Here is a 12,745-nt window from a genome sequence, read left to right on the forward strand (position 1 = left end):
AAATCAGCCCCCGCAACCGCCACAGCCACCGCCCCCGCAGCCGCCTCCTCCGCCATCAGAGCCGCCATCGTCGCCGCCGTACACACCGCCTGCGCCCCCGCCTGCACTCGCCGCACGCGCGGCATGGACCGCTTCCCACGGAGTACCGACCAAGACCCCCGTCCCGAACAGCGCCACGGCAAACCCTGCCTCATTCGCCTGCGGTGCGCGCCTTAGACGGCTTTTGCTTTCTTCAAGCTCCATAACCACCTCTTGGCCCGCGATGGTGCGTTTTGTGCCGGTGAAAAACCGGATCAGGCCCAGCACAAAGGTGACAATCAACAGCGCGATCAAAATGCCTGTCGGCTCACCCAAAGCCGCGCCTGCCTGTTGGCGATAGAGCCCGATCACAAAGAGCACCGCAAATGGCAAGGTCGAGAATATCTTGAGACGCAGCCGTTCCTGCTCGCTCATCATAAGCCCGCGTTGGATCAGCCGCTGTTCAACCTGCGCTGCCTGTTCAAGCAAGGTCCGTTTGGCATCGGCAAGGCTAAACCCGCCAACCTTGGACAGCACTGCGCGCTCGGCCTCGCTCTCTGCCTGATCTTTATCTGTCGAAAATAGCTTTTTGGAATTGCCGGATGTGAGCGCTCCCTTGGCAAAAAGCGATGACAGCACGGCGAGGTTCAATCGGTCCGCCCCGCCATTCAGCACTGCGACTTCTTCCAGGTCCTCAACCTCGCTGCGCTTGCCCAAAGGACGCAGATTGGCCGGGATCCAAAAGCCCGCGGCAACACATGTGGCGAGCATCAGGGCATAAAATCCCAGGAAGCCCGCACCCGAATAAGAGCTGAAAATTTCCATCAGAAAATCACTCCAATCATAACAGCGATCACAATGCCAAGCGCAATCCAGCCCGCTGCACCCAGAAGCGCGAGCCGTTTATCAAGGATCATAACATCATTCGGGTTAACGCGAAGTCCGCGCGGATCAACGCCAAAGCGGCGTCCTGCACCGGGCCAGATGTCCGAAGGCGGCGGTTCGCCGAATGCGTCTTCATACGACCGGAAAGTCTGCGCATATTGGTCATAATACCGACCGCGTTCGACCTGCCCGCCTGCTGTCGGTCCATGGTGCAGCTGTGTGCCCAAAACTTGCGGGCAAAACTGGCCCCAATAATCGCGGCTGTAGGTAAGGTGGAGGTGCCACACCTGATCGACCGCATCAGAGGGCGTTACCTCGTGCCCAGCGGTGCAGGCGAGATAGCAAAAGCGCTTGTATTCGCCGATCACGCGCTCGGTAAAACCAGGCGACCATCTGTTTTCGCGGGTGAGCCGGGCAGCAAATGACAAGGAAGCGTCCTCTGGGCCAATGGTATAGGCCTCAAGCCGCTCCCAAAGCTCGCTCGACATTGCGGGTTTCGGATGATTTGCCCCAACGCTCATATGCTATTGGTCGGCGAAATCCTCGGCTATGACAAGTCTGGAGGTGTCCCACTCGATAACGGCCTGCTTGGTCATGGGGACCATAATGGTCTTCAGGCCCTTTACAGGTGGAGGATCGAGAGTAATTTCGATGATGTCCGTCGCGCCGTAATTCTGGACCGCTGCAACGGTCCCAATTACACGGCCTGAATCTGTATGCGCTGCAAGGCCGATAAGATCGGCGTGGTAATATTCGCCCTCGGAAAGCTCTGGGAGCTTCTCTCGCGCAACGCTTAAGGTGGTGCCGCGCAGCTTTTCCGCTGCACTGCGCCCCTGCACCTCGGCAAAGCGCGCAATTGCGCCGCCTTTATTGTCAGAGCGTATCTTCTTGAGGGTGAGCTTCCCCCCCTCAACATTGGCACTGAAGGACTTGTGGCTTTTCAGCGCATCAAGCCCATCGCCGAGCAATTTGAGGCGCACCTCACCCGCAATACCATGCGCGCCGGTGACGGCCGCAAGGACGATGGGTTCATCGCTGCTCATACACAAAACTCCGTTCGCCCTGAGCCTGCCTGGCGGCGCGCGATTGCGCACGCCAACCGTGCTTCGACAAGCTCAGCACGAACGGTGTTCTTCATGGAAAAGCTTAGCCTTCGTTCTTTTCTTCAGCGGCTGTTTCAGCAGCGGCTTCTTGTGCAGGCGTTTCCTCAACAGGAGCTTCTTCTGCGGCTGCTTCTTCAGCGGGCGCTTCTTCAGCGGGTGCTGCTGCTGCTTCGGCTGCTTCTGCTTCGGCCGCTTTCGCTGCTTCTTCTGCTTCTTTCAGCTTTTCAGCCTTCTCTTCAGCACGCTCGACAGCTTTTTCGCCGGGCTTACCCTTGTTCGGGTTGTTGCGCGCATCGCGCTCAAGAATGCCAGCGGCATCAAAGAAACGGTGCACACGGTCCGAAGGCTTTGCACCAACCGAAAGCCAGTGACGCGCACGGTCTTCGTTGAGCTTTACGCGCTCAGGATTGTCTTTCGCGAGAAGCGGGTTGTAGGTGCCGATCTGCTCGAGATACTTACCATCGCGTGGACTACGCGAGTCAGAGACGACGATGCGGTAGTAAGGACGCTTTTTGGCGCCACCGCGCGAAAGCCGGATTGCAACTGCCATTGTAGATTACCTTTCGAGTTATTCTGTCTGTATTCGTTTGAATTTGTGAGTTATTTTTGCGCTATTTCTTCTTGGGGCCGCCAAGGCCGGGGAGACCAGGCGGGAGGCCGCCCATTCCGCCACCGGGACCGCCCATACCGGGCATACCGGGCATACCGCCCCCAGGACCACCGGCCCCAAACATGGCAGCAAGGCTTTTCAGGCCGCCCATTTTCCTCAATTGCTTCATCGCCTTGGACATCTCCTGATGCATTTTCAGGAGCTTGTTCACCGTCTGCACATCGGTGCCAGAACCAGCGGCCACGCGCTTTTTCCGTTTGGCATTCATCAGGCCGGGCGAAATGCGTTCCTTAGGCGTCATCGAGCCGATGATCGCATCCATATGTACCAGAACCTTGTCGTCCATATTGGACGCCGCCATCGCAGCCTTCGCCTTTTTCATGCCCGGCATCATGCCCGCCAGCATTCCAAGACCGCCCATATTCTGCATCTGCTTCAATTGCATACGCAGATCGTTGAGGTCGAATTTGCCCTTCTCGAAGTTTTCAGCAAGCTGAGCTGCTTCCTCTTCCTTGATGGTCGCTGCCGCTTTTTCGACGAGGCTGACAACATCGCCCATGCCAAGGATACGATCAGCAACCGACGCTGGGCGGAACGTCTCAATCGCGTCGAGCTTTTCGCCGGTACCTGCAAATTTGATCGGCTTGCCTGTAACTGCGCGCATCGAGAGCGCTGCGCCACCTCTGGCATCGCCGTCCATCCGGGTCAGCACCACGCCAGTAAGCGGGACTTCACCAGAGAAGCTTTGCGCGACATTTACTGCGTCCTGGCCGGTAAGGCTGTCGACAACGAGAAGCACTTCGGTCGGCGCTGAGACTTGGCTCACCGCCTTCATTTCAGCCATCAGCGCTTCGTCAACGTGCAGGCGGCCCGCGGTATCGAGCAGGAGCACGTCAAAATTCTGGAGCTTGGCTGCGCCCATCGCGCGCCGCGCAATATCAACCGGCTGCTGACCCTCGATGATCGGCAAAGTGGCAACATCAACCTGCTCACCCAGAACCTTAAGCTGTTCCTGCGCTGCTGGACGGTTGACGTCCAATGAGGCCATCATGGCCTTCTTGCCGTGGCGTTCGCGGATCAGCTTGCCGAGTTTTGCAGTCGTTGTGGTTTTACCCGAGCCTTGAAGGCCCACCATCATGATAACAACCGGCGGGGTCGCATTGAAGTTCAGCTCCTCGCCAGCTCCAACCTGGTCGCCCCCATCATCTTTGGCACCCGTGAGCATCGAAACGAGCTCATCATGGACGATCTTGACGACTTGCTGGCCCGGAGTGACCGATTTGAGCACTTCAGAGCCCACAGCCTTTTCAGTCACCGCATCGATGAACCGGCGTGCCACGGGAAGCGCGACATCGGCTTCGAGCAAGGCAACGCGCACTTCGCGCATGGCATCGCGCACGTCTTGCTCTTTTAGGGCGCCGCGCCCTTTGAGCTTGTCAAAGACGCCGCCTAAGCGATCGGACAGATTGTCAAACATCGTCTTCAACTCCTCTCAAGACCGTTCAAGCCCTGATAAACGCGAAAAACGCCGGCGGACGAAACCTCGTCGGCCAGCGTGCGGAAATCCTCGACGGACAACCGGCTTTTCTAGTGTGATGCCATCGTGCCGATTTCCGGTTTTGGGCGGAAGCGAAAATCGTGGGGTTTCGTGACCCGGAGCGCAGCGATCTAGAAGATCGTGAGCACCGAAAGTGCGAAATCCCGCGATTTGCAGCCCGCTCAGGGCCGAAAGGCGGTACGATGGTGGAGCCTAGCGGGATCGAACCGCTGACCTCAACACTGCCAGTGTTGCGCTCTCCCAGCTGAGCTAAGGCCCCATTTATCCATCGTGTTGACCTTACATCGAAGTAAGATCGTTCCTTGCCTTCGCAAGGGTGCGCTTCCTTAAGACCGCACCCGGCGAAACGCAAGAGCAAAATCAGGTGTCGTCGCTGCTGTCGTCGTCTTTCGCAGGCTTCACCCCAAGATCATCGTCGCCGCCAAGGTCAACGTCGTTGTCTGGCGAATCTTCTTCGTCATCGATGTTCTCGATGTCTTTCAGATCATCATCATCATCCGCAAGATCCGCATCCGGCTCTGCCGTCTTTGCCTTTTCAGGGTCGTCGATCGGGATCGGTTGCTTGGATTTGAGCACGGGCTCTGGATACCATTGGTGGCCATTAGGGCTGGTCACCGGGTTATCATTACCAAGGTCGTAGAAACGCTCGCCCGTCTGCGGGCAGGTGCGCTTGGTTCCCCATTCGGGTTTAGGCTTTGATATGGTCCTTATCTGGCCCTGTCTCACCGGACAGGCAGCTGGTCAAAACTGTGAAAATGGTTCGCGCGTGCGTGGAATCAAGTATCGCAAACCTTTGATCGGCGCGCGCCTTGCCATAGCGCTGTACCGCTGTCAAAGACCTGCCCCAATATGCCAGCTCATACCTTCACCTCTTCCGCCCCTTTAATCGGCCGCCTGCGAGTGCCAGGCGACAAGTCGATCAGCCACCGTTCCTTGATGTTTGCAGGGCTTGCTGTGGGCAGATCTCGCATCACTGGCCTTCTCGAAGGCGAGGATGTGCTCGCCACGGCGGCTGCGATGCGGCAATTGGGCGCTCACATAGAGCGCGAAGGAGACGGCACATGGGTCGTTCACGGGGTTGGCGTTGGCAGTCTTCTGGAGCCCAGACAGGCGCTTGATATGGGCAATTCGGGTACATCCACCCGGTTGATGATGGGGCTTTTGGCCAGTCACAGGTTGAAAGCGACCTTTGTCGGTGATGCCAGCCTCTCTGGTCGCCCGATGAACCGGGTTATCACTCCTTTGAGCGAAATGGGCGCATCGTTTGAGGCATCGGCAGGCGGCACCCTCCCCCTTATGATGCACGGTGCGTTTCCAGCTGTGCCAATCACGTATCGCCTTCCTGTGGCGAGCGCTCAGGTCAAAAGCGCGGTTCTGCTTGCGGGGCTCAACACGCCGGGCATCACCCGTGTGATCGAACCCGTTGCCACCCGCGACCATACGGAACGCATGCTCACTGGCTTTGGCGCAAAGCTTGAGGTGGGCGAGGAGAACGGCGAGCGCGTGATTGCGATCCACGGCGAGGCTGACCTTAAACCAATGGATGTCGTGGTCCCCGGCGACCCTTCGTCTGCTGCCTTCTTCCTTGTCGCTGCCAGCATTGTACCGGGAAGCGACCTTGTGATCGAAAACGTTGGCCTTAACCCGACCCGCGCGGGGATTGTGACTGTGCTCAAACAAATGGGCGCAGACATCGAAGAATTGGACAGCCGCGAGGTTGGCGGCGAACCTGTTGCAGACCTGCGGGTGCGTCATGCGCCGCTCACAGGCATCGATGTCGACCCCGATATCGTGCCCAGCATGGTTGACGAATTCCCCGTCCTCTTCGTCGCCGCATCTTATGCGCAAGGGACCACACGGTGCACAGGCCTTGAAGAATTGCGCGTCAAGGAAAGCGACCGCATTGCCGTAATGGCCGCTGCCCTTACCGCTGCGGGCGCACAGGTCGAAGAACTCGAAGACGGCTTGATCATCGAAGGCACCGGCGGCGAACCCCTTCGCGGGACTTCCAACGCCAGCGTCAAAACCCATCTCGATCACCGGATCGCAATGAGCATGGCGGTTGCGGGTCTGGCGAGCAAAGACGGCGTCGAGGTCGACGATACCGCGCCGATTGCCACAAGCTTTCCGACATTCATGGAATTGCTTGAAGGCGCGGCGAACACCCCATGACAACCCCGCTCGACATCTACTCGTTCATCGGCTTCATCGGGACCGCCTGCATCATTGGGGCCTATGCCTATTTGACGTGGGTCAATGAGCCCAATCCGTTTATCCTGCACGGCACCAATCTTACCGGAGCTGCCCTGCTCACGATCAGCCTTTTGGTGCACACCAATTGGCCAAGCCTTGTGCTAGAAGGTTTCTGGGCAGCTATTGCGCTATTCGGGCTTTGGAAGGCGCTTCAAAAAAGGAACGCGGCACAATGATCATCGCCGTCGATGGGCCAACCGCCTCGGGCAAAGGCACAATTGCCAAGCGTCTGGCGGCGCATTTTGGCGTGCCATGCCTTGATACCGGCCTCCTTTACCGCGCTGTGGGCCGGCAGGTGGCGATCAATGAAGGCGACCCGGACAATCCCGCAGAGGCGCTTGCGGCTTGCGCGTTTCCCGATGAGCTTCTCGATGATGAAGTCCTGCGCACCGAAGAATCGGGAGGGCTTGCAAGCCGCGTCTCCGTCCACCCAGAAGTGCGCGAAGCCTTGTTCAAACGCCAGCGTGCCTTTGCAGAGCAGCCCGGTGGCGCGGTGCTAGACGGGCGCGATATCGGAACCGTCATTGCGCCGGATGCCGATGTGAAGCTTTTCATCACCGCAAGCGTCCAATCGCGCGCTCGGCGTCGCTGGATGGAAATGGTCGACAAGAAGCTCGACCATGAAGAGGAAATCCCCTTGTCAGAAATTGAGAAGGATGTGGTGGCCCGCGATGCCCGCGACATCAATCGCAAGGATGCCCCGCTTAAAGCTGCGCCGGACGCGTTTGTCATCGACACCACCAGTTTGGACCGTGAACAGGCCTTTGAAATGGTGCTCGAAACGGTCGAAGAGGCTCTCAAAAACCGGTAAGACTTTCCTACTCGCCGCCGCCAAGGGCAAGATGCGCGAATTAGGCAGTTTTGCCTGAACCACAGCAGCATTTTGAAAGTTGACACTCCAATCCCTTATTCGCCTTCCAAACGACTGTATTTGCGAGACAAGGGGCAAAGCCGGATATTTCTAAAGAGCCCACATGGGTGTGTCATCCACCATCCCCCGAGGTTCCAATCGCACTCCATCGGCACTCCATCCCCACTCTATCCGAACGGGCCAAAACAGCGCAAATCGCTTGCATTTGCCCCCTTTTGCCGCTAGGCGCGCGCCCGTTCTCTTGATCTTTATTGGTGAAAAGAACCTGTGCGGTATGCATTCGGCTCCGTGCAGTCGTCGGCCTCTTGCCCTGCAAGTCCCAAGCAATGGTGCCTGGGAGGCAGTTTAAGACCCGGAGATAAACTCCGTGGCCGGTAGCAAACAAAACCAAGGATTAGCCAAAACCTATGGCAACCTCACCTAACCCAACGCGCGACGATTTCGAAGCGCTCCTTAATGAACAACTCGGCGGCGCCGGCGACGAAGGCTTTGAAGGCCGCGTTGTCATGGGCACGATCACTGCAATCGAAGCAGGTCACGCCGTAATCGACGTAGGTCTGAAATCAGAAGGCCGCGTCAACCTCAAAGAATTTGCGCGCGGCGAAGACGATCACGGCCTTTCGGTCGGCGACGAAGTCGAAGTCTATGTTGACCGTGTCGAGAACGCAGACGGCGAAGCCATGCTCAGCCGCGACCGCGCCCGCCGCGAAGCTGCCTGGGACAAGCTCGAAAACGAGTTTGGCGAAGGCAAGCGCGTCGAAGGCCGCATCTTTGGCCGCGTCAAAGGCGGCTTCACCGTCGACCTCGACGGCGCCGTTGCATTCCTTCCCGGCTCACAAGTCGACATCCGCCCCGTGCGCGACGTCACTCCGCTTATGGAAGTGCCTCAGCCGTTCCAGATCCTCAAAATGGACCGCCGCCGTGGCAACATCGTTGTCTCGCGCCGTGCCGTGCTTGAAGAAACGCGCGCCGAACAGCGCAGCGAGCTCATCGGCGATCTGGCCGAAGGTCAGGTCATCGAGGGCGTGGTCAAGAACATCACCGATTACGGTGCCTTTGTTGACCTTGGCGGCATCGACGGCCTCCTTCACGTCACCGACATGAGCTACAAGCGCGTCAATCACCCAAGCGAAGTGATCGCCATTGGCGACACCGTGAAGGTCCAGATCGTGCGCATCAACGCCGATACACAGCGTATCAGCCTTGGCATGAAGCAGCTTGAAAGCGATCCATGGGATGGTGTTGCTGCAAAGTACCCAGTTGGCATGAAGCTCACCGGGAACGTTACCAACATCACCGAATATGGTGCATTTGTTGAGCTTGAAGCGGGTATCGAAGGTCTTGTCCACGTCTCCGAAATGAGCTGGACCAAGAAGAACGTCCACCCAGGCAAGATCGTCAGCACTTCTCAGGAAGTCGATGTGATGATCCTCGAAGTCGACAGCGACAAGCGCCGCATTTCGCTTGGCCTCAAGCAGGCTCAAGGCAACCCATGGGAAGAATTCGCAGAGAAATTCCCAGTGGGCGCGGAAGTCACCGGCGAAGTCAAGAATGCGACCGAATTTGGTCTGTTCATCGGCCTCGACGGCGACGTCGATGGCATGGTTCACATGTCGGACATCGCTTGGGGCATCTCGGGCGAAGACGCATTGGCACTTCACCGCAAGGGCGAAGAAGTCAAAGCGGTTGTTCTCGACGTTGACGTTGAGAAAGAACGCATCAGCCTTGGCATGAAGCAGCTTGAAAAAGGTGCTCCAACCGAAGCAGGCGCAGCAGCCGCTGGCTCACTTCGCAAGGGTGAAACCGTCACTGTCACTGTTCTCGAAGTTCGCGATGGCGGCCTTGAAGTGCAGGTTGGCGACGATGGCGCAACCGGCTTTATCAAGCGCAGCGACCTTGGCCGCGACCGCGACGAGCAGCGTCCAGACCGCTTCCAGGTTGGCAGCAAGGTCGATGCAATGGTCACCGGTTTCGACCGTTCGAAAAAGCCAAACTTCTCGATCAAGGCGCGTCAGATCGCCGAAGAGAAAGAGGCAGTGCAGCAGTTCGGTTCATCCGACTCAGGTGCATCGCTCGGCGACATCCTTGGCGAAGCGCTCAAGGGCAAAGAAGACTAAGTCTTCGCTTGGGTTCATCCTTAGGGATGGACACCAACAGGACAAAAAGGGCTCGCTTGCATTCGTGCAGGCGGGCCCTTTCCTATTGTGGGCTGGACGAGTAGAATGCGAGTTGAAAAAAGGATCCCGACGCCATGCTTCAAGTCCATCAATTCCCCTGCCTGTCCGACAATTACGGCTTTCTGCTTCATAACAGCGTAACCGGCGAAACCGCAGCAATCGACACGCCCGACGCAGGCGAATACCTTGATCAAGCCAAGGCCAAGGGTTGGACCATCACCCATATCTGGAACACCCACTGGCACCCGGATCATGCCGGGGGCAATGTTAAGATCGTGGAAGCGACCGGTGCCCGGGTGCTCGCGCCCAAAGAGGTGGAGAAGCTCTCGCCTGTCGACCGCGTGATCGAGCATGGCGATGCGGTCAACCTTGGCGAACACCGGGCAGATGTGATCGACGTATCGGGCCACACAAACGGTCACATCGCTTTCCACGTTGTCGAGGAGGGCATCGCGTTCGTGGGTGACAGCGTCTTTGCGTTGGGATGTGGACGCATGTTCGAGGGCGAGCCTGAGCAATTCTGGCGCAGTCTTGAGCGCATCAAACGGCTTTCCACCGCCACCGTCCTCTATTGCGCGCACGAATACACGCAGGCGAACGCCAAGTTCGCGCTCCATGCGGACCCGGACAACACCGAGCTTCAGGAGTATGCGGCTGAGATCGATGCAAAGCGCGCTCGCGGGGAATGGACGGTGCCAACGGTCCTGAAGCGAGAGCTTGCGACCAATCCCTTCTTGCGCGCTGATAACCCCGCAATGCAGGCCCGTTGGGGCGGCAATGCCCCGCATGAGACCTTTGCTGCGCTAAGAGCCGCCAAGGACAACTTCTAAGCGCTATGCAGGCCTTACGCGTTGAGGAGCTGTCGCAGGACCTCTCTGGGGTGCGTCTGGTCGAAATGCCGGAGCCTGCCCGCGCACCCGGCGAGGCGCTGGTGCGCGTGAAAGCTGCTTCGCTGAACTTTCCCGATCTCCTGATGACCAAAGGTGAGTATCAATTCAAACCTGAAGTGCCCTTCACCAGCGGCCTTGAGATGGCGGGCGAGGTCATCGAGGCTGACCCCGGCAGCGGATTTGCTCCCGGTGACAAGGTCATCGGCGGCAAAAAGACGGACGCCTTTGCCGAAGTCATAAGTGTGCCTGCGCGCGGGCTCTCTCCGCTCCCAGACGGCCTGAGCTTTGCACAGGGTGCAGCGATGGGAGCAGCCTATCAGACCGCCTACACGGGCCTTGTCGAATTGTGCGATGTGAAGCCGGGCCAGTGGGTCTTGGTCCACGGCGCAAGCGGCGGAGTGGGCCTTGCGGCCTGTGACCTAGCCAAAGCTTGCGGAGCGCGTGTGATCGCAGCGACGGGCGTTGAGGCCAAACATGATGCGATCAAAGCCGCAGTTGCCCCCGATGCCGTCATCGCAGCCACAGGCCGTTTCAGAGAGGCTGTGGCTGAAATTACCGGCGGGAACTTGTGCGACATCGTATTCGATCCCGTCGGCGGCGATGTGTTCGACGAATCCACCCGCTGTGTGAGTTTTGCTGGCAAGCTTGTTGTGGTTGGGTTCACCAGTGGCCGCATTGCTGAAATCGCCACCAACATCCCTCTCATCAAGGGCTTTAGCGTTGTTGGCCTTCGCGCCGGGGAATACGCGCGCCGTTTTCCAGAACGCGGCAAAGTCATCAACGAAGCGATTGCCGAGCTGGCGGCTTCGGGAAAGATCACACCGACCATCGACCGGGTCTTGCCGCTATCTAAATGGCGCGAGGGCTTCGAAGCGATGGCCGCGCGCGAACTCGTGGGCAAAGTCGTGTTTGAACCAGGTATCTAAGCCCAATCGCAATCACCCCTAATCCAAACAACCCAAAGAAAAAGGCGGCCCAAACGAGCCGCCTCTTCGAGTTACTGGTTGTAGCTTCGATACTAGAGCGAGCCGATAACCTCGTCTGCAAGCGCCTTGTCAGCGTCTGCGCTGTGCTTCTCAGCGATCAGGATGCGCGAGGCGTTGGATGCGGCATCAACCGCAGTTGCACGAACACCGGCAATCGCCTCGCGTTCAGCGGCAGCGATCTTGTCCTCGGCCATACGCTTACGGCGAGCGACCATCGCTTCGCTATCGGCTTCGGCCTTTACAAGGATAGCGTCGGCTTCACGCTGAGCGCCTTCCATCATGGCTTCGGCGTCTTTTTCAGCACCAGCAATCTTGGCGGCATACTCATCGCGCAGCTTTTCAGCCTCGGCACGAAGGTTCTTCGCTTCATCAAGCTGCTTCTTGATCTCTTCGATCTTGCTGTCGAGCCCGCCTGTGACGAGACCTGGAACCTTCTTCCAGATAAAGACACCGATCAGAATAAGCATCGCAAGCGACACCCACTGATAGGAGTCCACCCCAAAGGCGGAAGGGCCATCTGCTACAAGGAGAAACGGGATATTAGACATTGGCCAAAGCTTTCTTCACAGCCGACCGCGCAGAACGCTTGTCGATCTTTGTGCCTGCAAGGCGTGAGACAATATCTTGGGTCGCTTCAAGGGCAACGTCCTCGATTTCGGCCATTGCATTTGTGCGTGCGGCATCAATCTCGGCTTCGGCCTTTTCGAGCTTGGTGTCGAGACGTTTTTGCGCGGCTGCAAGCTTCTTTTCGGACGCTGCTGCCGCTTTGGCTTTGGCCTCAGCAATCAGCGCTTGTGCTTGAGCACGATTGGCGTTTTCACGCTCGCGCCAAGCCTCTTCTTGTTCATCAGCCGCATCGCGGGCAGCTTGCGCACCCGCAAGATCGTCAGAAATCTGCTTATCGCGCAGACCAACGGTTTCCATCACCTTGGGAACCATGCCCCGGCCGATGAGGAAGAAGGTGATGCCAAAGAACACCAAAGTCCAGAAGACTTGGCTAGACCAGGTATCAAGCAGTTGAGCTATTTGAGGCATGACAGATGTCTCAGAACGAAGAGGAAATCAGGATGGTGGATGCCCTGCCGAACAAGACCGGCAGGGCATAAACCAATTTAGGCAGCTGGGTTGGCGAAGATCAGGATCATCGCAACAACGAACGCCAGCAGGCCGAGAAGCTCGGCAGCAGCAAAGCCGATGAAGAGGCGGCCCTGTTGGCCGTCTGCTGCGCCAGGATTGCGAAGCGCGCTCTCAAGGAACGAGCCGAAAACATTACCCACGCCGATGGCGGCCATACCGGCACCGATAGCTGCGAGACCTGCACCGATAAGGGCTGCTGAAACAGGATCCATTTTAAAAACTCCTTGGAAAAATCAAAAAACGTGAAAATCAAATAA

At 58.0% G+C, this 12,745-nt stretch carries 15 protein-coding genes and 1 tRNA gene; 6 read left to right on the plus strand and 10 right to left on the minus strand.

All coding sequences use genetic code 11. The features are described from left to right. Positions 1-3: 3 nt before the first annotated feature. From EH31_RS16670 to EH31_RS03120, 7 genes are all read right to left on the minus strand, one after another. Complete coding sequence (locus EH31_RS16670; protein ID WP_051698888.1) at positions 4-843, minus strand: TIGR04222 domain-containing membrane protein; 840 nt, start codon at positions 841-843, stop codon at positions 4-6. Further along, the gene (locus EH31_RS03095) at positions 843-1,424 is read right to left on the minus strand and encodes a glycine-rich domain-containing protein (RefSeq protein ID WP_051698889.1); all 582 of its coding nucleotides are present in this window, start codon (positions 1,422-1,424) and stop codon (positions 843-845) included. The genes EH31_RS16670 and EH31_RS03095 overlap by 1 nt, the downstream gene beginning before the upstream one ends. Positions 1,425-1,427: 3 nt before the next feature. Next, a complete protein-coding gene (rimM, locus tag EH31_RS03100; protein ID WP_034958010.1) occupies positions 1,428-1,946 on the minus strand; it encodes a ribosome maturation factor RimM in 519 nt (172 codons plus the stop codon). A gap of 103 nt (positions 1,947-2,049) precedes the next feature. Further along, the gene (gene rpsP, locus EH31_RS03105) at positions 2,050-2,556 is read right to left on the minus strand and encodes a 30S ribosomal protein S16 (RefSeq protein ID WP_034958012.1); all 507 of its coding nucleotides are present in this window, start codon (positions 2,554-2,556) and stop codon (positions 2,050-2,052) included. Positions 2,557-2,617: 61 nt separating this feature from the next. Then, positions 2,618-4,093: a signal recognition particle protein gene (gene ffh / locus EH31_RS03110; protein ID WP_034958013.1), complete on the minus strand. Its 1,476-nt coding sequence runs from the start codon at positions 4,091-4,093 to the stop codon at positions 2,618-2,620. Between the two features lie 264 nt (positions 4,094-4,357). Further along, positions 4,358-4,433: transfer RNA gene (locus EH31_RS03115), tRNA-Ala, on the minus strand. 101 nt (positions 4,434-4,534) lie between these two features. Continuing rightward, positions 4,535-4,900, minus strand: coding sequence for a TIGR02300 family protein (locus EH31_RS03120; RefSeq protein WP_241765810.1), 366 nt, complete (start codon positions 4,898-4,900; stop codon positions 4,535-4,537). A gap of 123 nt (positions 4,901-5,023) precedes the next feature. On the opposite strand from EH31_RS03120, the gene aroA reads away from it, so the two are divergent. From aroA to EH31_RS03150, 6 genes are all read left to right on the plus strand, one after another. Continuing rightward, positions 5,024-6,346, plus strand: coding sequence for a 3-phosphoshikimate 1-carboxyvinyltransferase (gene aroA, locus EH31_RS03125; RefSeq protein WP_034958014.1), 1,323 nt, complete (start codon positions 5,024-5,026; stop codon positions 6,344-6,346). Further along, positions 6,343-6,603 (plus strand): CBU_0592 family membrane protein, encoded by a 261-nt coding sequence (locus EH31_RS03130; protein ID WP_034958015.1) that lies wholly within the window; start codon positions 6,343-6,345, stop codon positions 6,601-6,603. The genes aroA and EH31_RS03130 overlap by 4 nt, the downstream gene beginning before the upstream one ends. Then, the gene (locus EH31_RS03135) at positions 6,600-7,238 is read left to right on the plus strand and encodes a (d)CMP kinase (protein WP_034958017.1); all 639 of its coding nucleotides are present in this window, start codon (positions 6,600-6,602) and stop codon (positions 7,236-7,238) included. The genes EH31_RS03130 and EH31_RS03135 overlap by 4 nt, the downstream gene beginning before the upstream one ends. A 467-nt stretch (positions 7,239-7,705) precedes the next feature. After that, complete coding sequence (gene rpsA / locus EH31_RS03140; RefSeq protein WP_034958018.1) at positions 7,706-9,415, plus strand: 30S ribosomal protein S1; 1,710 nt, start codon at positions 7,706-7,708, stop codon at positions 9,413-9,415. Positions 9,416-9,549: 134 nt separating this feature from the next. Beyond that, positions 9,550-10,305 (plus strand): hydroxyacylglutathione hydrolase, encoded by a 756-nt coding sequence (gloB, locus tag EH31_RS03145; protein WP_034958019.1) that lies wholly within the window; start codon positions 9,550-9,552, stop codon positions 10,303-10,305. 5 nt (positions 10,306-10,310) lie between these two features. Beyond that, entirely contained in the window at positions 10,311-11,291 is a 981-nt protein-coding gene (locus tag EH31_RS03150; RefSeq protein ID WP_034958020.1) for an NADPH:quinone oxidoreductase family protein, read from the plus strand. Positions 11,292-11,383: 92 nt separating this feature from the next. Here EH31_RS03150 and EH31_RS03155 read toward each other — a convergent pair whose 3' ends face one another. From EH31_RS03155 to EH31_RS03165, 3 genes are all read right to left on the minus strand, one after another. Next, positions 11,384-11,899, minus strand: coding sequence for a F0F1 ATP synthase subunit B family protein (locus EH31_RS03155; RefSeq protein ID WP_034958023.1), 516 nt, complete (start codon positions 11,897-11,899; stop codon positions 11,384-11,386). Beyond that, positions 11,892-12,386 (minus strand): F0F1 ATP synthase subunit B family protein, encoded by a 495-nt coding sequence (locus EH31_RS03160; protein WP_034958024.1) that lies wholly within the window; start codon positions 12,384-12,386, stop codon positions 11,892-11,894. Before EH31_RS03160 ends, EH31_RS03155 begins: the two co-directional genes overlap by 8 nt. A 77-nt stretch (positions 12,387-12,463) precedes the next feature. Further along, complete coding sequence (locus EH31_RS03165; RefSeq protein ID WP_034958026.1) at positions 12,464-12,700, minus strand: F0F1 ATP synthase subunit C; 237 nt, start codon at positions 12,698-12,700, stop codon at positions 12,464-12,466. Positions 12,701-12,745 lie beyond the last annotated feature (45 nt).

It is taken from the genome of Erythrobacter longus, assembly GCF_000715015.1.
Taxonomy (GTDB): domain Bacteria; phylum Pseudomonadota; class Alphaproteobacteria; order Sphingomonadales; family Sphingomonadaceae; genus Erythrobacter; species Erythrobacter longus.

Coding starts and splice junctions, on each gene's coding strand:
- EH31_RS16670 (WP_051698888.1), bottom strand. CDS start 843: ATGGAAATTTTCAGCTCTTATTCGGGTGCGGGCTTCCTGGGATTTTAT.
- EH31_RS03095 (WP_051698889.1), bottom strand. CDS start 1,424: ATGAGCGTTGGGGCAAATCATCCGAAACCCGCAATGTCGAGCGAGCTT.
- rimM (WP_034958010.1), bottom strand. CDS start 1,946: ATGAGCAGCGATGAACCCATCGTCCTTGCGGCCGTCACCGGCGCGCAT.
- rpsP (WP_034958012.1), bottom strand. CDS start 2,556: ATGGCAGTTGCAATCCGGCTTTCGCGCGGTGGCGCCAAAAAGCGTCCT.
- ffh (WP_034958013.1), bottom strand. CDS start 4,093: ATGTTTGACAATCTGTCCGATCGCTTAGGCGGCGTCTTTGACAAGCTC.
- aroA (WP_034958014.1), top strand. CDS start 5,024: ATGCCAGCTCATACCTTCACCTCTTCCGCCCCTTTAATCGGCCGCCTG.
- EH31_RS03130 (WP_034958015.1), top strand. CDS start 6,343: ATGACAACCCCGCTCGACATCTACTCGTTCATCGGCTTCATCGGGACC.
- EH31_RS03135 (WP_034958017.1), top strand. CDS start 6,600: ATGATCATCGCCGTCGATGGGCCAACCGCCTCGGGCAAAGGCACAATT.
- rpsA (WP_034958018.1), top strand. CDS start 7,706: ATGGCAACCTCACCTAACCCAACGCGCGACGATTTCGAAGCGCTCCTT.
- gloB (WP_034958019.1), top strand. CDS start 9,550: ATGCTTCAAGTCCATCAATTCCCCTGCCTGTCCGACAATTACGGCTTT.
- EH31_RS03150 (WP_034958020.1), top strand. CDS start 10,311: ATGCAGGCCTTACGCGTTGAGGAGCTGTCGCAGGACCTCTCTGGGGTG.
- EH31_RS03155 (WP_034958023.1), bottom strand. CDS start 11,899: ATGTCTAATATCCCGTTTCTCCTTGTAGCAGATGGCCCTTCCGCCTTT.
- EH31_RS03160 (WP_034958024.1), bottom strand. CDS start 12,386: ATGCCTCAAATAGCTCAACTGCTTGATACCTGGTCTAGCCAAGTCTTC.
- EH31_RS03165 (WP_034958026.1), bottom strand. CDS start 12,700: ATGGATCCTGTTTCAGCAGCCCTTATCGGTGCAGGTCTCGCAGCTATC.